The sequence below is a fragment of the Mesorhizobium sp. M4A.F.Ca.ET.090.04.2.1 genome, from assembly GCF_003999085.1.
Taxonomy (GTDB): Bacteria; Pseudomonadota; Alphaproteobacteria; order Rhizobiales; family Rhizobiaceae; genus Mesorhizobium.
In genome coordinates this window covers 1-18,767 of record NZ_RZOT01000036.1, presented here as the reverse complement: position 1 = coordinate 18,767, position 18,767 = coordinate 1, and the positions used below count along the sequence as shown (strand labels likewise).

The window sequence follows — 18,767 nt, the reverse complement described above, 5'->3', positions numbered from 1 at the left end:
GTCTGCATCAGGTCGAGCACCGGCAGCATGAAGCGGTAGATCTTCGGCTTGTGCGCGGCCCAGATGCCGAGCGGCACGCCGATGGCCATCGAGGCGGCCGCCGCGGCAACCACCAGCACCAGCGTCTCCACGGTCTGCTTCCAGAGGTTCTGGTTCAGGATGAACAGCAGCCCGATAAAGACGGCTACCGCCAGCCCTCTCGATCGTTGCAGAAAATAGGCGAGCAGCGCGATCAACGCGATGAGGAAAACTGGCGGTATCAGCAGCAGCCCGTCCACCAGCCCGTCAAGCAGGAAATTGAGGCCGTTGGAGAAGGCCCTGAAAATGGTGTCGAAATTATCGGTGAGAAAGCCGAAGAAGGCCTTTCCCCACTGACCTATGGGTATCTTGTAGCCGACCAGGAATTTCGAAATAGGATCCATCTCGCCCCTCTTTGACTTGCCGCCTTTGCCGGACGGTCATCTTCTCACAGCTTAACGCATGTCGCCCAAAAGTGCGCAGCGGTTTTGGGAAACGACAGGCGGACAAACACTTTGAAGCGCGTCGCTTGAATCCGTCTCAGCGCGACGCGCATTAAGAAAAAGGGCAGCCTATTCTTGATTGGCTGCCCTTCCTGATCGGTCACGCCGAACGCAAGTCGGCTCAGCTCCCGAGCGCGGTCTTGACCGCGGCCGCCGCGTCGCCGCCATCGAAGGTGGTCACGCCGGCGATCCAGGGGGCGATTGCATCGGGATGCTTCTTCAGCCAGTCGGTCGCGACCGTGTTGGCGTCGCCGCCCTTGAGGATCGCGTCCATCATCTCGCCTTCCATGTCCAGGTTGAACTTCAGGTTGGCGATGAACTTGCCGGCATTCGGGCACTCGGTGGTGTAGCCCTTGCGCACGTTGGTATGCACGGTGGCTGCGCCGAAGCCGCTGTCGCCCATGCCCTCGAGATAGGTGATCTTCATGGCGCCCATCACCGGATGCGGCGTCCAGCCGAGGAAGGCAATCCACTCATTGCTTTTCATCGACTGCTCGGCCTGAGTCAGCATGCCGGCTTCCGAGGACTCGACCAGCTCGAAGCCCTCCAGATTGTCCTTCGGGTTCTTGATCATGTCGAGAATGATGCGGTTGCCGTCATTGCCGGCCTCGATGCCATAGATCTTGCCGCCGAACTTGTCCTTGAACTTGCCGAGATCGGTCAGCGTCTTGACGCCGGCGTCCGCCACATAGGTCGGCACGACGATGCCGTAGCCGGCCCCGCTGAGGTTTTCACTGATGGTCTCGACCGAGCCGTCGGCGGTGTAGTCCTTGATGTCGTTGGTCATCGACGGCATCCAGTTGCCGAGGAAGACATCGAGGTCGTTATTCTTCAGCGACGCATAGGTCACCGGCACCGAAAGCTGGATCACCTGCGGCTCATAACCGAGCGCGGTGAGCAGCACCGAAGCGAGGCCGGTGGTGGCCTGGATGTCGGTCCAGCCGACATCGGACAGGCGCACCGCCTTGCAGCTCGCCGGATCGCCGGCAAAGGCAGCGGTGGTGGACAGAAGAGCCGCCAGGCCAAGACCGGCGACGAAGGAATTCATACGCGACATTGATAATCTCCCATTGCGATTCTTTTTGGCACGGCGAAGTTACGGTCTGTGTCTCCGCCTTGTTTCGTCAGCCAAACACCATTTTGCTGCGGTTTCAAGCGTTGCCACATCACGATGAACGGCGCGCGCTGGCCGATCAGCGACACGCCGACGCTTTTCGGACAGCGCGGCTTTTTCAGGGGAATGCGACAGCGCCCCCTCCCCGCCGTGCTGCAACTCGGCTTAAAAGGCGGCATGGCCAAGCTCTATTTCAACTACGCGACGATGAACGCCGGCAAGACGACGATGCTCTTGCAGGCGTCCTACAACTACCGGGAGCGCGGCATGACCACCATGCTGTTCATCGCTGGACACTATCGCAAGGGCGACAGCGGGCTGATCTCGTCGCGCATCGGCCTCGAGGCCGAGGCCGAGATGTTTCGCGACGGCGACGACCTGTTCGCCCGTGTCGCTGAGCACCACGAGCACACCACTGTGCACTGCATTTTCGTCGACGAGGCGCAGTTCCTCGAGGAAGAGCAGGTCTGGCAACTGGCCCGTATCGCCGACCGGCTGAACATACCGGTCATGTGTTACGGCCTGCGCACCGATTTCCAGGGCAAGTTGTTTTCCGGTTCGCGAGTGCTGCTGGCCATCGCCGACGACCTGCGCGAGGTGCGCACCATCTGCCGCTGCGGCCGCAAGGCGACGATGGTCGTGCGGCTGGGTCCTGACGGCAAGGTGGCAAGGCAGGGCGAGCAGGTGGCGATCGGCAAGGACGTCTATGTTTCTCTCTGCCGCCGCCACTGGGAAGAGGAAATGGGCCGCGCCGCGCCCGACGACTTCATCGGCTTCGCCAGAACCTGAGCCGGCTGACTTGCGCTATTCCGGCCTCAAGCGCCTTGGACTACTGTTGTCCGCGGGGGCAGCATGAAAATCCTTCAGTTCACGCTCACTTGTCCGTTCCCACCACTGTCCGGCGGCGAGATCAGGTGCGCGGCCAACGCGCGGGCGCTCTCGGCGGTCGGCGAGGTTCTGACCGTAAGCCTGACCGGTTCGCCAGCGCAAACCTGGCTCTCCAATGTCAGGCACCTTGCCCTCGAGTCGGCGCGCCGCAACGGCGCCTGGCAAAGTCACAGGCCACATCCGACCATGCGCATCATGCCGGCCGACGAACTGGCCGAAGCCGACGCGCTTTGGCGGGCTTTCGCGCCCGATCTGGTGGTGGTCGAAAACATCGTGCTTGCGCAATTGCTTGACCTGGCGCCGCAGCATGGCGCGCGCACTGTCATTGACCTGCACGATATCGATTCCAAGACGGTGGCGGACGGCATTGCCGGGCTGCCGGTCTTGAAGCGGCTGCGGAAGGTGCGCGAGAACAGGCGCAGGATCAAGCAGGCGCGGGACGCCGACCGACATGCGGCGGCGGTGGCAGATCAGGTCTGGGTCTGCTCCGGGGTCGACCGGACGCTGCTTTCCGCCCTCGGCCCTACAGGCGACGTCAGGGTGATCGCCAATCCGATCCCCGAAGAAAGCGTGCTTTCCTTGCCGACAACGAGCCGTCGATACGAGGCACTGCGCCTTTGCTTCGTTGGCCATCTCGGCTATTTCCCCAACATCGACGCCGTCAAACAGATGGGCCGCAGGATGGCGCCGCATCTCGCCGCCTCGGGTCGCGACTGGTCGATCACCGTCGCCGGCAAGACCCCCGACAATCTCGTGCGCCGGATATGCGCCGAACACGGCCTTCGCCTTGTAGAAAACCCTGACAGCCTGCACGACCTGCTCGCCTCGGCGGGCTACGCGCCGATGCCGCTCCGCTACGGCGGCGGCACCCGCATCAAGGCGCTGGAAGCGATGGCGGCGGGGCTGGTCGTCTGCGCCACGGAAAAGGCCGTCGAGGGGCTCGGCCTGCAGGCCGGCCGGCATTTTCTTGCCGCCCGCGACGCCGGCGAACTGGGCGCAAAAATCCTGTCTCTCGCCGCGCAGCCTGAGGCAGCCGCCGAAATGGCCGCCGCTGGCCGGGCCTTCGTGAGCGAAAAACATTCTTCGGCCGCGATCGGTCGCGAAATCCTGCAAGCTGTCGCGGATCTGATGGCGCGCCGGCCGGATTGAACGCTTCCGCAATCCCGCCATCATATGCGGCGCTTGTTAAGGCATGGGCCCTATTCACGTGCCCCAGCCAGGAGTCCGCCATGTTTCGAGCCATTTCGTCCGCCGTCGTCCTTGTCGTCGCCGACATCGCAGCAGCCCATGCCGCAGGAGACGCCGCGCTTGGCAAGAAGGTCTTCAACCGCTGCATGGCCTGCCATGACGCGACGACCGACCACGACAAGGTCGGCCCGCATCTTCTGGGCGTCGTCGGCCGCACCGCGGGCACGGCCGCGAATTTCAACTATTCGCAGGCCATGAAGGATGCCGGCGCCGGCGGCCTGGTCTGGGACGAGGCCAATCTCGCGCTCTACCTGCGCGCGCCCAAGCTGAAGGTGCCCGGCAACAAGATGGGCTTCAACGGACTGACCAACGACGCCGACATCGCCAACGTCATTGCCTATCTGAGGGCCGACCCCAAGCCCTGATCCCCACGGCTGCCCAGCAGTCGCCGGTTCCTCAGCAATTGTTTGCCGAATATCCAGACGATGGTTCCGGTGGCAAGCGAATGCTTCGCCGGCGGTCCGGTGGCGCGAGAGTCGAGCTGCAAGAGAAATGCGCCGGCGCGGCGGGCTGCTAGTCTCGCCATGAGCACGGTTCGTTTGTCTTTCAAGGGAGAAACGAAACCTTTTGTTTTCGCGACGCCTCTGGTCTTGCGTCTTTCAATCCCAGAATGCTCCACATATATTCGCGCCGACACGAAACCGATGCCGATGCGGGAGGCCCCTATGGCGACATTGCAGAATTTCGATGCCGAGATTGCCAAGACCAAGCAGGTCGTGCAGGACATGCGCACGAAGATCGAGCAGTCCGGAACGGTGCTCGACACGCTCGCTCAGGCCGACAAGAAGATCGGCGACGCCAATTTCGACATCGAAAACGCCCGCATCGAGGATGTGCTCAAGCAACAAAAGATCATGGAAGGCAACATCGCCGACCTGATCATCGGCCTTGAAGACGCCACCAATGTCTTCGGCGCCGAATTCGAGAGCATGAAGAGCTACACCGGCTGGGAAAATTTCGTCGGTGTCTTCTCCGAGCAGCGCAAGCAGCGCATGCGCACCGATCGTGTGCGCAACATGTCGCTGGCCGGCAACCTGCAGGAACTGCTGGCCAAATCCGACACCATTGTCGGCATCCTAAAGGCGCAGAAGCAGATCCTCGACCAGCGCTACAAGACCTCCGAGACCAGCCTGTCGCAAGTGATCGAGCGCCGCAAGACGACGATGTCCAACCTTGAAGCGGTGCAGAAGCGCATCGAGGAGCTCAACCCGATGCTGCTCGACATCGAGAACAAGATCGCCGCCTCGACCAGTCAGAAGGAGCGCACCGAGCTCGAAGGCGAGCGCTCGAAGATGGCGACCGAATACAATGAGAAGCAGGCCAAGGAGCAGGAATTGCTAGCCGAAAGCCAGACGCTGGAGCGCTACACCTCGATGTTCCAGACCTTTGTGGACTCTCTCAACAACCAGATCGCGGCGCAATCGACGCTGATCAACAAGCTGACCATCGACACCGAGCAGCGCATCGTCCTCTACAAGGCGCTGGAAGACTCACTGAAAACCGCCGCCCAGCAGGACGTCGCCCACAAGATCAACACGCTCGGCAGCCAGGTCGACAACACGGCGGAGGAGACCATGGCCGGCATCGGCGCCGCCTCGCAGAAGCACATTGGCGATCTGCTGGAAATGCACGAGAAGAACATGGTGGCCTCGGCCGATATCCAGCGCCGCAAGAAGCTCGCCGACGATGCCTTCGCCCGCCGCTTCGACGAAGTGATGAAGAAGCACAATTCCGCCAACTACGTACAGCAGTAGTTGGCGGCAGGCGTTCGTCTCCAAGGCAGTCCGATGACCCCCGAAAATGAAGCCGCGGCGCGCTACTTTTCCGCCATCACGGCGGCGCTGAGCGGGCTGGAAGTGTTCATGCGCGACGATCGCTCGCCGCTCTACCGGCATGGCATCGTCGCCAGGATTGTCGCCGAATACATTGCGCGGCTGGACAAGTCGTTTTCCTGCTGGCGCAACCGCCTCGGCTTCATGGAGACGTTCCGGATCTCGCGCGCCGACAGCGGCTATCCGGTATTCCAGAACCTGCTCGAACTCGAGAACGACCGCCGTCAGGCGGAGAGCCGGCTGGCCAATATCCCGCAGGCCGGAGAGCTTCGCGAGGAAATGGCCGACTTCATCCTGCGCCACAAGGAATTTCCCGAGGCGCTGCAGAAGTCGATGGCCGAGCGGCTCTATCTGGAGGACGTCAGGAGCGAGCAGACCTTCGGCCCGTTCACGCTGGCGCAGACGGCGAAGGTCTCGGTCAACCCCAAGACCTTTCGACCCTATTACCTGGTGCATTGGGCCTGCTTCGACGGCAGCGCCAACCTGCCGTTGATCTATATGGTGACGGTGGAGGATTCCTCGGAGAGCATGGTGCGCCAGCTCGTCGATGCCAACGGCAAGTTGAACGAGCGGGTCGACATCCCGCTGCCGGTCGACGGGCTGCTCAATCCCGAGCTTGCCCACCGCTTCGACGATTTCACCGAGAAGAATTCGGCCTATACGCTGTCGCCGGCGACGATCGCGGTCAATCTCGACAAGGATTTCGAGCCGCTGCGTCCGAAGCAGCTCCGCCGCGTCGTGCTCGGCCCCTTCTATTCGGCGGGCATCACCGACAACAATTCGACGGTGACCGAGGTGCTGGCCAAAGTGCGCAGGCCGGAAAACGCCTGGCTGCTCACCTGGACCATCCAGGAGATCTTTTCCAAATCGGAGAAGCCCGGCCGCAAGGGCCTGTTTTCGAGCGAGAAGACGACGCAGGAATTCTTCATCAACACCGACGATCTGGAGGCCGCGCGCCAGGGCGTGTCGAGCTACGAGAACCATGCGCTGATCCCGCACGAGGCCTATCAGGCGCTCTATGCCGCCGGCGAGGCGCAGAAGATCTTTTCCGGCTACAAGGTCCACATCCTGTCCAACGGACAGGTCATCTCAGACGTCTGACCGTCACACCACGGAGCATCCTTCATGGACACCGGCCTGACCACGATCTCGGAAGCTGCGATCGAAAAGCACCGCGCCACCGCGCAAAGCTTCATTACCCGCATCGTCGTGCTGGAGGATCCGTCCCGCGAATCCGGCACCGCGCTCGCCGGCACCAACCGCCGCTTCGTCTCGACGGTGTCGGTCGGTTCGGTGCGCCGCACGCGCGAGGTCGAGCTGTCGAAGACGGTCGCCGCCGTCCACCCCGACGACCAGTTGCTCACCATTCCCCAGCACACGCTGCTGTTTCGCGCCCGGCGCGGCCTGGCGATCGCGCTCGCCATCTCGGACGTCTTCGCTGAAGGCTCCGACCTCGAGAGCCTGCAGGCCAAGAACGCCCGCGCGCCGCTCGAGGGCGACGAAGCCGCGACCTTCAAGAAGCTTCTGTCGGCCTCGGCCTACATTTCCGCCTTCAGCCTCGCCTCGTACCTCTTCCAACTGATCGACAGCGACGGAGAGGCGCCCAACGACATCGCCGAGCCCGACTTCCTGTTCGACACGCAGCAGGACGCGGTGAAGTCGATCATTGCCGGCCTCGACAAGGCAATTGCCGGCTCCAAGGACGATGCCGATCTGATGACGCGGGCGCGCGCCTTCGCCCGCGTCGCCATCGACGGGCTCCTGGCGAGAAAAGGCCGCTTCGACGGCATCGGCCCGTTCGAGAACGCCCATATCCGCATCGACGTCGACGATTTCACCCTCGACGGTTTCGACGTCGCGCCCGGCAAGCGCTCGAAGCCGCTGGTGATGACCTTCAAGAAACCGGAGGAGGTCGTCGGCAACCACATTGCCAAATTCCAGTCGGTCAGGCTCGCCAAAATGCTGATGGCCTACGATTTCGAGCGTGAGCTGAACCCGTTCGTCGAGCTCGGTGGCTTCCTGTTCACCTTCATTGGCGACGGCGCGCCGGGCACAGGCAAGACGACGCTGATCCAGATGATCGCCGGCCTCGTCCACGACTACTGCCAGGTTGCCGGCTATCCCTTCGCCTACGAGAATTTCGGCGTCGACCAGATCTCGTCCTATCAGGGCAAGTCCGGCCAGAACTGCCGCCAGTTCATCAACAACGTGCTCAATCCGCGCGTCATCGGCTTCGGCACCATCGACGATATCGACCAGGTGGCGGCGCGGCGTTCCGACGATCGCGCCTCCGCCGGCCAGCAGGAGATCACCGGCGTCCTGATGGACGCCTTTGCCGGTGCCGGCACGGTGGTGCGCGGCAACTGCGCCTTCGGCATGTTCTCCAACTATCCAGAGAATGTCGACGACGCGCTGCGCCAGCGCGCCGGCGCCCGCTGGCTGGTCGATGGGCCGCAGACCCGCGACGACTATATCGACATCTTCGTGCTGCTCGCCGGAAAGAACCACAAGATCCCGCTCGGCGACCACAAGCTCTATGCCGCGCAGGAGATCCAGCGCGCCGTGACCGAGGCCTATGAGGAGCATGAGAAGCCGCAGGAAGATGGGCTGATCAAGGTCTATGAGCGCTACATGAAGGAGAATGGCGCGCCGAAATCGATGGCCGACATCGGCACGTACCTGCACATGATCAAGGATGCCGAGCCGCGCTTCACCGGCCGCGCCATCAAGAACGTCACCGACGCCATCAAGATGCGCGCCATGGACATCGAGCTGCCCGACGAATGGTTCGAGAAGCCGGAAGCCTTCATGCACAAGAGCTACGACGACAAGAAGGCAATGATCGAGGAACTGCGCGGACCGTTCTCGATGGACATGGTCATGCAGGAGATCAACCGCTACGCCGACTCGGAATTCCGCTATTCCGACAAGTCCGACGACGCCGCCGTGACTAAGATGATCCGCGACACCAGGCTGCGCGACCGCGCCGTGCGCGAAATCGAGGAGATGAAGAAGAAGGGGCTATGGAATGCTTAATCTTCCTTCTCCCCGTTCACGGGGAGAAGGTGCCCGAAGGGCGGATGAGGGGCAGCGCCATGCGTGGAAGAAATGAGCCCAAGGTCACGAGGGCCCGTGAGCTACGGAAGGTTGAAAACGATGCTGAGGAAATGCTGTGGCATGAACTGCGTGGACGGCGATTGAACGGCCACAAGTTTGTTCGCCAACTACCGATTGGGCCCTATTTCGCAGACTTCGCCTGTCGTGAAGCTAATCTGGTCGTGGAAGTCGACGGCAGCCAGCATGCGGGTCGGTCTCGGGATCGATACAGAGATGAGACGATGAATGGAAATGGTTGGTCGGTATTGAGAGTTTGGCACGCGGATGTTTTGACCAGCCGCGCGAGCGTGCTTGATACGATCATCGCAGCCCTTGATGGCCGGCTAGATCGCAAATGATTGGTATCGATGTGAGATTTCTGCCGGTCGCCACGTCGGAGCAAAGATGATGAGCGTTTGCGCCGCCCCTCATCCGCCCTTCGGGCACCTTCTCCCCGTGAACGGGGAGAAGGCATAAATGACCCACCCCGCCAAGAAACCCGACCTTCTGCGCGACAATGAACTGATCTACGGCAGGCTGCTGACCGTCGACGAACCGCACCTCATCCAGCGCTACAACAAGGCCCTCGTCGCCTTCGGCCTCAATCCCACCAGGCTGAACAGCTTCCAGATCGACCGCACCGGCTTCTCGCCGGAGATCGCCGACGAATGCGGCGACTACGACTACCTCGACCCCAACGAGGTCAATCGCCGCTTCATCATCCTGACGCCGTCGCAGATCGACCTGCCGGTGGTCCACACCGCCTTTTCCAATACCTCGCAGCTGATGTTCGAGTTCATGTCCAAGAACCGGCGCGCCATCGACGCACTGACCATCAAGGATGTGATCTACGGCGAGATCGAGGACTCGGTCCCCAAGGTCAACGACATCGAGGACCTGCTGTCGATCAACCAGGTCGAGTTCAAGGTGCTGTCGGCCGAGGACGTGCTCGGCAAGGCGGCCGAGCTCGGCAAGCTGGTCGACCGGCTGAAGCAGGAGCCCGACGCCTGGCGCGACAACGCCATGCTTGAGCGTATGGTCGAGCTCGCCAAGGTCTGCGGCGACATCCGCGAGAACGCGCTGGTGCCGGACCAGGTGATCTTCCGCCATAACGCCTACTGGACCAGCCATTTCGGCGGCCTCTACGTCTTCGTCGATCCCGACATGACGACGGTGATCAGCGACCCGGCCGCGCCCGGTTTCCGCCGCTCGCGGCCGTGGCAGGTGAGCTATCTTTCGATCAGGGACGCCGACAAGGTGTTCAAGTTCCTCGCCGCCACCGGCCGCATCGAATTGCCGCGCGCCTCCTGGATCGAGTCATCCGGCTATCTCGAGCATCGCGCCAAATGGTGGTGCGCGCGCTGATCCGCGACGCCGAGCCGAACCGCAATCTGACGGACGTCGACAAGGTCTGGCTGCAGACCTGGATCCACGGCCATACCGACCTGATCACCAAGGACGGCAATTTCCCCTTCCTCAACGCCGCCAAGCGCGAGATCGCCCAATATGGCCATCTCAAGATCGAGGACGTGTTCCCGCAGCAGCGCTTCCTGGTGATCCGCGCCAGGCCCGATCATCCAGACGCCTGGCTGACCAATCAGCTGATCTCCGACTTCGTGCCGCAGGACTTCGTCTCGCGCTACGTCTTCAACAAGCCCGGCTTCTACAGGGACTATGACGGCTTCAGCGACGCCTGGCGATCGCATGTTGTGGACGTTCTGAAAACCACATATTTGAAAGACAAGGCGGCGTTTCGCACACGCCTCTACGGCTTGACTGATTGAGGGGTGACGAGAGCCATGCTTGACCCGATTGTGAGTTTCTTCACCCAGATCTTCCAGTGGATCGGCCGCGGCATTGGTCTTCTCGTCGGCGTGATCCTGTGGCCTTTCATGTGGGCCGGCCGCTGGTATGGGCAGCGCGGCTGGATCCTGAAGGCGGTGGTTGGCCTCGCCTTGCTGGTGCTCATCGGCCTCTACGCCAATTTCTTCTACGCCACCCAGTGGTGGACCAAATTCAACCCGAACTATCCCGATACCTATACGTTCGAGAAGCGCAACGTGTCGGCCGGCGAGCAAGTCTCAGCCGGCGCGGGCACCGATACGGCCAAGACCTGCGGTAACTCGGCGATCGCCCAGGTGGCGGCCGATCTGACCGACTTCAACGTCAACCAGAATGCCTGGATCTCATCGATGATCCTCTACAAGCTCGGCCTGTTCGGCATCGACTGGGACCACACGCCATGGATGGACAACAAGGCCTCCTTCCAGCGCGGCATCAACCAGGCGGTGCGGCGCACCGCGACCGAGCTTGCCGACAATCTGGGCCGCGTGCGCACGACCTCGCAGATCGACGCCGATCTCCAGGATGCGCGCGGAAATCTGCAGTTCGACGAGGAGACCTGGTACTTCGGCCTCAATCCATTCGGTCCGAAGACGCCGACCCCGAGCTACTATCGCGATGCCGTGCGCAAGCTGCGCTCCTTCAACGCAAGGCTGGCCAGCTGCCAGGCGACGTTCGACGCCCGCGCCGACAATCTCAAGCAATATATCGACCGCATTTCGTCCGACATCGGCTCGACCTCGGCAATCCTCAAGGAGCGCGCTGAGAACCACAATGATGGCTGGTTCGATTTCCGCGCCGACGACCGCTTCTGGTTCGCCTACGGCCAGCTCTATGGCTACTACGGCCTGATGAAGGCCGCCCAGGCCGACTTCGAGGATGTCATCAAGGAAAAGCACCTGCAGAACCTGTGGGACACGATGGATTCGCAATTCGTCTCGGCTCTGCGCATCCAGCCCCTCATCATCGCCAACGGCCGCGAGGACGGCTGGCTGCTGCCGACGCACCTGACCACGATGGGTTTCTACGTGCTGAGGGTGCGCTCCAACATGGTTGAGATCAGCAACGTGCTGACGCAGTAGCCGCACCCCTCTCGCCAAGGGGCTGGCGGATTTGCGCCGTCGCCCCTGTCGCATTCGGTGCATTGCGCGGCTGTTTTGGGACGGCGGCGGGGCATCCGCTCTGGCTTCTATACGGCGCAACGACCGGGCTCCATACAGCCGACCGCAAACGGCCCGGCAGCAGGAACACTCTTTCTTCGCAGGAAACATAGTTGCATGAAAGTTGACGCCGCGACAGCGACAGGGTTAGAACATGCCCTCACGCCCGCACGGCGTCTCGAACATGCACAGATGATCAAACCCGTCCCCTCCACCGACCAATCCAGAGGAAAGCCGTCATGGCCGAAGTGAAGTCCGACATCGAGATCGCGCGCGCCGCCAGGAAGAAACAGATTCAGGAGATCGGCGCCAAGATCGGCATTCCGACCGAGCATCTCCTGCCCTACGGCCATGACAAGGCCAAGGTCTCGGCCGAGTTCATCAAGTCGGTGAAGGGCAACAAGGACGGCAAGCTGATCCTCGTCACCGCCATCAACCCGACCCCTGCCGGCGAAGGCAAGACCACGACCACCGTCGGTCTCGGCGACGGCTTGAACCGCATCGGCAAGAAGGCGGTCGTTTGCATCCGCGAAGCCTCGCTCGGCCCGAATTTCGGCGTCAAGGGCGGCGCCGCCGGCGGCGGCTACGCGCAGGTCGTGCCGATGGAGGACATGAACCTCCACTTCACCGGCGACTTTCACGCCATCACCACGGCGCACAATCTGCTGTCGGCGCTGATCGACAACCACATCTACTGGGGCAACGAACTCGGCATCGACACCCGCCGCGTCGCCTGGCGCCGCGTCATGGACATGAACGACCGGGCGCTGCGCGAGATGATCTGTTCGCTCGGCGGCGTCGCCAACGGTTATCCGCGCGAAGGCGGCTTCGACATCACCGTCGCCTCGGAAGTGATGGCGATCCTGTGCCTTGCCACCGACCTCAAGGACCTCGAGAAGCGCCTCGGCGACATTATCGTCGCCTACCGCCGCGACAAGTCGCCGGTCTATGCCCGCGACCTCAAGGCCGACGGCGCCATGGCGGTGCTGTTGAAGGACGCCATGCAGCCCAACCTGGTGCAGACGCTGGAGAACAACCCGGCCTTCGTCCATGGCGGTCCGTTCGCCAACATCGCCCATGGCTGCAACTCGGTCGTCGCCACAACGACGGCGCTGAAGCTCGCCGACTATGTCGTCACTGAAGCCGGCTTCGGCGCCGACCTCGGTGCCGAGAAATTCTTCGACATCAAGTGCCGCAAGGCCGGCCTCAAGCCGGCGGCCGCCGTTATCGTCGCCACCGTGCGCGCCATGAAGATGAATGGCGGCGTCAAGAAGGAAGACCTCGGCAAGGAGAACATCGAGGCGGTCAAGAAGGGCTGCCTCAACCTCGGCCGCCACATCGAGAACGTTAAGCAGTTCGGCGTGCCGGCGGTGGTGGCGATCAACCACTTCACCACCGACACCGAGACCGAAATCCAGGCGATGAAGGACTTCGTCAAGGCGCAGGGCGCCGAGGCGATCCTGTGCAAGCACTGGGCGCAAGGCTCGGCCGGCATCGAGGACCTCGCCAGGAAGGTCGTCGAGATCGCCGAGTCCGGCGCCTCGCAGTTCTCGCCGCTCTATCCCGACGAGATGCCGCTGTTCGAAAAGGTCAACACCATCGTCAAGCGCATCTACCGCGGCGACGAGGCGATCGCCGACAAGTCGATCCGCGACCAACTGCACGCCTGGGAGCAGGCCGGCTACGGCAACCTGCCGGTCTGCATGGCCAAGACCCAGTATTCGTTTTCGACCGACCCGAACCTGCGCGGTGCGCCGACCGGCCACACCGTGCCGGTGCGCGAGGTCCGGCTCTCGGCCGGCGCCGGCTTCGTCGTTATCATCTGCGGCGAGGTCATGACCATGCCCGGCCTGCCCAAGGCGCCGTCCTCCGAAAAGATTTTCCTCAACGAGGCCGGCCAGATCGAAGGCCTGTTCTAGGCTTCCTTTCGGCTGCGAAAACAAAGGGCGCCGCTTTCGCGGCGCCCTTTTCATTTGCGGATTTGAGCGCGGCTAAGCTGCATTGCGCGCCAGCGCGCGCTGGTTGGAAGCAAAGATCGTGTCGCGTTCCGGCAAAGCGCCGGTCTTCAGGCAGTCGACCCACTCGGCGATCTTGAGCACCGCCGCGAAGCGCGACTGCAGGATGATGGTGACCACGCGGTGGATGTCCTCGGCAGAAGCATAGCCGGCGCTGTTGGCGTAAGGCACCGAGCCGCTGGCGTCGGACAGGAACTCCACAGCAAAGCCCATATGCACGGCATGGATGATGGTCGACAGGTCGCAATTGTGCGTCATGTAGCCGACGACCGCGATCGTATCGATGGCATTGGCGCGCAGCCACGCCTCGAGATCGGTGCCGGTGAAGGCTGAGGGCAGCGTCTTCTCGACATAATGGTCGCGGCTTCGCCTGGCGATCTCGGGATGCAGCTCGCCGCCATGGCTTCCCTTGGCGAAGATCGGCGAGGTCTCCGGCGCCATCTGCTTGATGACCACTACCTTGACGCCGGCTTCCGCCGCCGCGTCCATGGCGTGCGCCACATTGACGACGCTGTCGCGGAACGGCGGATGCTGGATGGCGAGATTGCCGCCATCATAGTCGTTCTGGACGTCGACGACGACGAGGGCGCGGCGCGGCTGGGTGCTAATGGCTGGTGCGGACATGGCGATCTCCTTTCGACCGGGTTGATAGGCAGAAGCTAGGCCCGGCGCCAACGCGGCAAAAGTGTCCCGATTGACTTCATTCGAAAGAATTGGGACAATCTTGTCTGTTTTCTCCCGGAGCTCCCATGGCCGACCCGATCGTCGCCGTCATCGCCTTCGACGGCATCAGCCCCTTCCACCTCTCCGTGCCTTGCCTCGTGTTCGGCACGGACCGCACCAGGCTCGGCCTGCCGCGCTTCGATTTCCGCGTCTGCGCCATGGAGGAGGGACCGATCCACACCGACGCCGGGCTGACCATCGCCGTCCCGCATGGGCTTGCGGCACTCGACGATGCCGACATCGTCATCATTCCAAGCTGGAAGGATCTCGAAGACCCGCTTCCGGCGGTGCTGGTCGAGGCGCTCGGCCGCGCCCACCGGCGCGGCGCGCTGATCGTGGGACTGTGCCTCGGCACCTTCGCCATCGCCGCCGCGGGACTGCTCGGCGGACGCAAGGCAGCGACGCATTGGGCCTATACGGACAGGCTGCAGACGCTCCATCCCGACATCGCCGTCGATGCCGACGTGCTCTATGTCGACGACGGCGACATCGTAACCTCGGCCGGTGTCGCCGCCGGCCTCGACTGCTGCCTGCATATCGTGCGCGCCCGCTACGGCGCGGAAGTGGCGTTGCGGCTTGCCCGCCACGTCGTGCTGTCGCCGCACCGGCAAGGCGGCCAGGCGCAATTCATCGAGCGCCCGCTGGCGCCGACCTCGACCGCCGACCGGTTCGCGCAGGCCCTCGACAAGGTGCGGGCGACGCTCGGCGAGGCGCACAGCCTCGACAGCGTCGCCGAGGCGGCCGGCCTCACCCGCCGCACCTTCACGCGCCGCTTCCAGAAGTCGATCGGCACCAGCTTCGGCGACTGGCTGGCCGACCAGCGGATCGCGCTGGCGCAGAGGCTGCTGGAGGCGACGGAGAAATCGATGGATACGGTGGCCTTCGAAGTCGGCTTCGGCAGCGCCACCTCGCTGCGCCAGCATTTTTCGGCGCGGCTCAAGACCTCGCCGATGCAATATCGGCGCGAGTTCTCCAGGAGTGCCGGCGCCAAAAGGCCGACACACGCCGCAATGTTTTGACCCGAACGGGCAAGCCGCTCAACGCTGCCTGACCGGACGCGCCGGATTGCCGACCACCGTGGTGTCGGCGTCGGCCAGGATCTTCATGAAGCCCTGCGTCTCGCCCTTTTCCACGGCGCGGCCGACGCGGGTCATCGGCCGCTGGCCGACCAGCGCGCGGCGGCCGGATTTCCTCACCGCGGCCTCGGTCATGCCGCAGCGGCCGAGGGGCGGATCGATGTAGAGCGCATAGGCCTCGATGCGGTCGCTGACCTTGCGCGGATCATTGTCGAGCAGGTTGGCGGCGACGATCTCGAAATCGTTGTAGGAGGTATGGGTGAAAGCGCCCTTGCCGTTGCAATCGCCCATCGCCCAGATGCCGGGCACGCCGGTGCGCAACTGGTCGTCGACGACGATGAAACCGCGCTTGTCGACCTCGACGCCGGCCTTGTCGAGGCCGAGATCGTCGGTATTGGGGTTGCGGCCAAGCGCCAGCAGCACATGCGAGCCGATCGCCGGCGGCTGATCGGCGGAAAAGGTGACGGCGACATCGCCGCCCTGCTTGGCAAAACTGATGTCGTCGGCGCCGAGATGCACCGTGATGCCTTCGTCCTGGAGGATCGACAGGATGGCGGCCGAGACGTCCTCGTCCTCGCGACCGGTCAGCCGCGGGCTCTTCTCGATCACCGTCAGCTCGGATCCGAAGCGGCGGAACATCTGCGCGAATTCGAGCGAGATGTAGCTGCCGCCGACGACGACGAGATGGCGGGGCAGCACGTCGAGATCCATCATCGAGGAATTGGTGAGGTAAGGCACCTCCTCGACGCCGGGCAGGTCGGGAACGGCGGCGCGGCCGCCGGTGTTGAGGAATATCTTCGGCGCGGTCAGCAGTTCGTCGCCGACGCGCACGGTGTTGGCGGATTCGAAACGCGCATGGCCGCGGTAGAGCGTGCACTTCTCCATGCCGGCGATCCAGGTTTCCAGCCCTGTGCGGGAAGCGCCCGACACCTTGTCCTTGCGCGCCTTGATCGCTTTGTAGTCGACGCCCACCGGGCCGGATAAGGTCACGCCATAGTCGGCGGCGCGGCGCGCGAGATGGGTGGCGTAGGCGCTCGCCACCATCGTCTTGGTCGGGATGCAGCCGGTGTTGACGCAGGTGCCGCCGACGAGCTTGCGCTCGACCAGCGCCACGCTCATGCCGGCCGCGTTCAGCCGGCCGGCGAGCGGCGTGCCGGCCTGGCCGGCGCCGATGATGATGGCGTCGAAGGCCTTGGCCGTCATGCCACGGCCGCCACGATCAGCAGGCCGCCGATGATCGCCGCGGCGTCCTCGATGAAGGCAGCGGGCGGGTCCTTGCCGAAAGCCGCCGCCAGTCGGCCGCGGAACTCGGCGCCGCCGAGCGTGCCGATCACGGCGCCGATGGCGCCGGCAATCAGGCCACCGATGATGGCGCCGCCGGTCGCGCCGAACACCGCGCCGCAAAAGGCGCCGATGATGACGCGGGCGCCGAACTGCTGCGGCACCTTGCGGCTCGGCGTCGACGGCAGCTGGTCGGTGATCAGCTCGACGACCCCCAGGATGGTGGAAATGCCGAGGGCGATCCAGTGCCCCATGAAACTCGCCCAGGTGCCGGCGACCGGCAGCCAGCCGAGCCAGGCGCCCCAGGCGGTGACGGCAAGTGCCGTTCCGGCGCGGAGCCCGGCAACGACCCCGATCAGCAATGCAAGCAGATAAAGCATGATTGACCCCTCGATGTCAGGACCTCGCACTGTCCGGCGCGAGCAAGCTAGCATAGGCCGGACATTTGGCCAGCAGGCTTTCGCCCAGCAAAGGATTGTGCTTTGGCAGTAATTCGATGGAGACGCGGCCATGACGGCAAGTGAGCGCATGAAGATGGCGGCGGGCGAGTGGTACACTTGCCTCGATCAGGAACTGGAAGCGCTGCGCGTCGCCGCGCGCGATGCGGTGTTCGAGCACAACGGCCTGCCGCCCCGGCAACGCGGCGACATCGGCCCGGCATTGCGGTCATTGTTGGGAAGCACGGGCGAGGGGGCGCGCATAGAGGGGCAGTTCCACTGCGCCTACGGGTTCAACCTCTTTCTCGGCGATGGTGTCTTCCTCAATGCCGGCTGCACGGTCCTCGATACGGCGCCGGTGCGCATCGGCAAGCGGACGTTGCTCGGGCCTAATGTGCAGATCTACTGCGCCGAGCATCACAGGGAGGCTGCAGCAAGGCAGGCGGGGCTGGAGATCGCCAAGCCGGTGACGATCGGCGCCGATGCCTGGATCGGCGGCAGCGCCATCATCCTCGGCGGCGTCACGATCGGCGATGGTGCCATCGTTGGCGCTGGCGCCGTGGTTACCCGCGACGTCGCAGCGAACCACCGGGGAGATCCTCGGCTGCTCGGTGCTCGGACCGGGCGGCGACGAGGTGATCCACTCGGTGCTCGACCTGATGTATGCCAAGGCGCCGATATCGACGCTGGCGCGTGCCATGCACATCCACCCCAACGTCTCCGAGCTTCTGCCGACCATAGCCCAGGAGCTGAAGCCGCTGGCCTAGAGCCGCCATCGGCGTGGTTTGCGCCCATAGCGCCTCGGCCTGGACCAATCGACAGCGCAATCGCAAAAGTGCATGGGTTCGCCTCTTTCCCGGAGGCCTCCATGCAGAAAACGATCGAACGCATCGCTGGCGAAGGCGAGGGCATTTCCTACGAATTTCCGGTGATCCGCTTCGCGGGAACGGACAAGGCGGGACCTTCGGCCTATCTGCAGGCGGCGCTCCATGCCGGCGAACTGCCGGGCGTGGTCGCCATCGACGCGCTGATGCCGATGCTCGCAAGAGCCGAGGCCGAGGGCCGCATCAGGGGCGACATCACCATCGTGCCCTGGGCCAACCCGATCGGTCGCGCCCAGTACCATTTCGGCGAACATCAGGGCCGCTTCCATCTCGGCACGCGCAACAACTTCAACCGCGGCTTTCCGCTGCTTGCCGCACCGGACGCTTCGCTCTTGCCCGATACCAGGCTCGGCACGCCCGACCAACGGCTGAAGATCAGGCTGCTGCAGCTCTCGCTCGGCCACAACATCGTGCTCGACCTGCATTGCGACGACGAGGGCCTGCCCTACCTCTACATCCACGCCAGCCTGTGGCCGGCGATGGCCGATTGCGCGGCGGCCATGGGCGTCGATGCGGTGCTGCTGTGGAACGAGGACACCGACGGCACCTTCGAGGGCGCCTCGATCATGCCTTATCAGAATGTCCCGGCGGATGTGGCGCGTTTCGACCGGCGGGTCGCCACCACGGTCGAATATCGCGGCGTGCTCGAC

17 protein-coding genes and 4 pseudogenes are annotated in these 18,767 nt (G+C 63.6%); 14 read left to right on the top strand and 7 right to left on the bottom strand.

Translation table 11 applies throughout. The features are described from left to right. The 3 genes and pseudogenes from EN781_RS04825 to EN781_RS34130 all read right to left on the bottom strand — a co-directional run. Nucleotides 1–422: pseudogene (locus EN781_RS04825) on the bottom strand (choline ABC transporter permease subunit); the annotation flags it as partial. A 220-nt stretch (nucleotides 423–642) separates the two neighbouring features. Next, nucleotides 643–1,578: a choline ABC transporter substrate-binding protein gene (choX, locus tag EN781_RS04820; protein WP_126058637.1), complete on the bottom strand. Its 936-nt coding sequence runs from the start codon at nucleotides 1,576–1,578 to the stop codon at nucleotides 643–645. After that, on the bottom strand, nucleotides 1,566–1,724 hold the full coding sequence (locus EN781_RS34130; RefSeq protein ID WP_189347317.1) for a hypothetical protein: 159 nt from the start codon (nucleotides 1,722–1,724) through the stop codon (nucleotides 1,566–1,568). The genes choX and EN781_RS34130 overlap by 13 nt, the downstream gene beginning before the upstream one ends. An 88-nt stretch (nucleotides 1,725–1,812) precedes the next feature. On the opposite strand from EN781_RS34130, the gene EN781_RS04815 reads away from it, so the two are divergent. The 10 genes and pseudogenes from EN781_RS04815 to EN781_RS04770 all read left to right on the top strand — a co-directional run bounded on the left by EN781_RS04815 (nucleotide 1,813) and on the right by EN781_RS04770 (nucleotide 13,620). Next, nucleotides 1,813–2,424, top strand: a complete 612-nt coding sequence (locus tag EN781_RS04815; protein WP_126058636.1) for a thymidine kinase — start codon at nucleotides 1,813–1,815, stop codon at nucleotides 2,422–2,424. 63 nt (nucleotides 2,425–2,487) lie between these two features. Further along, nucleotides 2,488–3,672, top strand: a complete 1,185-nt coding sequence (locus EN781_RS04810) for a glycosyltransferase (protein WP_126058635.1) — start codon at nucleotides 2,488–2,490, stop codon at nucleotides 3,670–3,672. Nucleotides 3,673–3,752: 80 nt separating this feature from the next. Then, complete coding sequence (locus EN781_RS04805; protein WP_126058634.1) at nucleotides 3,753–4,136, top strand: cytochrome c family protein; 384 nt, start codon at nucleotides 3,753–3,755, stop codon at nucleotides 4,134–4,136. A 300-nt stretch (nucleotides 4,137–4,436) separates the two neighbouring features. Further along, entirely contained in the window at nucleotides 4,437–5,525 is a 1,089-nt protein-coding gene (locus tag EN781_RS04800) for a hypothetical protein (protein WP_126058633.1), read from the top strand. A 33-nt stretch (nucleotides 5,526–5,558) separates the two neighbouring features. Beyond that, the gene (locus tag EN781_RS04795; RefSeq protein ID WP_126058632.1) at nucleotides 5,559–6,704 is read left to right on the top strand and encodes a hypothetical protein; all 1,146 of its coding nucleotides are present in this window, start codon (nucleotides 5,559–5,561) and stop codon (nucleotides 6,702–6,704) included. Nucleotides 6,705–6,728: 24 nt separating this feature from the next. Then, nucleotides 6,729–8,639 (top strand): ATP-binding protein, encoded by a 1,911-nt coding sequence (locus EN781_RS04790; RefSeq protein ID WP_126058631.1) that lies wholly within the window; start codon nucleotides 6,729–6,731, stop codon nucleotides 8,637–8,639. A gap of 59 nt (nucleotides 8,640–8,698) precedes the next feature. Further along, nucleotides 8,699–9,058: a DUF559 domain-containing protein gene (locus tag EN781_RS04785; protein ID WP_189347315.1), complete on the top strand. Its 360-nt coding sequence runs from the start codon at nucleotides 8,699–8,701 to the stop codon at nucleotides 9,056–9,058. A 118-nt stretch (nucleotides 9,059–9,176) separates the two neighbouring features. Next, nucleotides 9,177–10,483: pseudogene (locus EN781_RS04780) on the top strand (DUF6638 family protein). A gap of 15 nt (nucleotides 10,484–10,498) precedes the next feature. Continuing rightward, nucleotides 10,499–11,623, top strand: a complete 1,125-nt coding sequence (locus EN781_RS04775; RefSeq protein ID WP_126058629.1) for a DUF2333 family protein — start codon at nucleotides 10,499–10,501, stop codon at nucleotides 11,621–11,623. Between the two features lie 317 nt (nucleotides 11,624–11,940). After that, complete coding sequence (locus EN781_RS04770) at nucleotides 11,941–13,620, top strand: formate--tetrahydrofolate ligase (RefSeq protein ID WP_126058628.1); 1,680 nt, start codon at nucleotides 11,941–11,943, stop codon at nucleotides 13,618–13,620. 72 nt (nucleotides 13,621–13,692) lie between these two features. On the opposite strand, the gene EN781_RS04765 is transcribed toward EN781_RS04770, so the two are convergent. Continuing rightward, nucleotides 13,693–14,340, bottom strand: a complete 648-nt coding sequence (locus tag EN781_RS04765) for a cysteine hydrolase family protein (RefSeq protein ID WP_126058627.1) — start codon at nucleotides 14,338–14,340, stop codon at nucleotides 13,693–13,695. 125 nt (nucleotides 14,341–14,465) lie between these two features. On the opposite strand from EN781_RS04765, the gene EN781_RS04760 reads away from it, so the two are divergent. Next, nucleotides 14,466–15,458 carry a helix-turn-helix domain-containing protein gene (locus EN781_RS04760; protein ID WP_126058626.1) on the top strand — a complete coding sequence of 331 codons (993 nt, stop codon included), beginning with the start codon at nucleotides 14,466–14,468 and terminating at the stop codon, nucleotides 15,456–15,458. Between the two features lie 18 nt (nucleotides 15,459–15,476). Here the strand turns inward: EN781_RS04760 and EN781_RS04755 are convergent, their stop codons facing one another. From EN781_RS04755 to EN781_RS34125, 3 genes are read right to left on the bottom strand one after another with little or no spacing between them, the layout of a single operon-like run. Further along, entirely contained in the window at nucleotides 15,477–16,718 is a 1,242-nt protein-coding gene (locus EN781_RS04755; RefSeq protein WP_127399821.1) for an FAD-containing oxidoreductase, read from the bottom strand. Continuing rightward, on the bottom strand, nucleotides 16,715–17,176 hold the full coding sequence (locus EN781_RS04750; protein ID WP_126058624.1) for a DUF4126 domain-containing protein: 462 nt from the start codon (nucleotides 17,174–17,176) through the stop codon (nucleotides 16,715–16,717). The genes EN781_RS04755 and EN781_RS04750 overlap by 4 nt, the downstream gene beginning before the upstream one ends. 16 nt (nucleotides 17,177–17,192) lie before the next feature. Further along, nucleotides 17,193–17,414: a hypothetical protein gene (locus EN781_RS34125; protein WP_189347320.1), complete on the bottom strand. Its 222-nt coding sequence runs from the start codon at nucleotides 17,412–17,414 to the stop codon at nucleotides 17,193–17,195. Here EN781_RS34125 and EN781_RS04745 point away from each other — a divergent pair. From EN781_RS04745 to EN781_RS04735, 3 genes and pseudogenes are all read left to right on the top strand, one after another. Next, a pseudogene (locus EN781_RS04745) lies at nucleotides 17,307–17,816 on the top strand (sugar O-acetyltransferase); the annotation flags it as partial. The gene EN781_RS34125 and the pseudogene EN781_RS04745 sit on opposite strands and share 108 nt — an antisense overlap. Before the next feature lie 10 nt (nucleotides 17,817–17,826). Next, nucleotides 17,827–18,000: pseudogene (locus tag EN781_RS04740) on the top strand (pyruvate/2-oxoglutarate dehydrogenase complex dihydrolipoamide dehydrogenase); the annotation flags it as partial. Nucleotides 18,001–18,101: 101 nt separating this feature from the next. Next, nucleotides 18,102–18,767: succinylglutamate desuccinylase/aspartoacylase family protein (locus tag EN781_RS04735; protein WP_145965446.1), on the top strand; the 666-nt coding region annotated here is incomplete at its 3' end.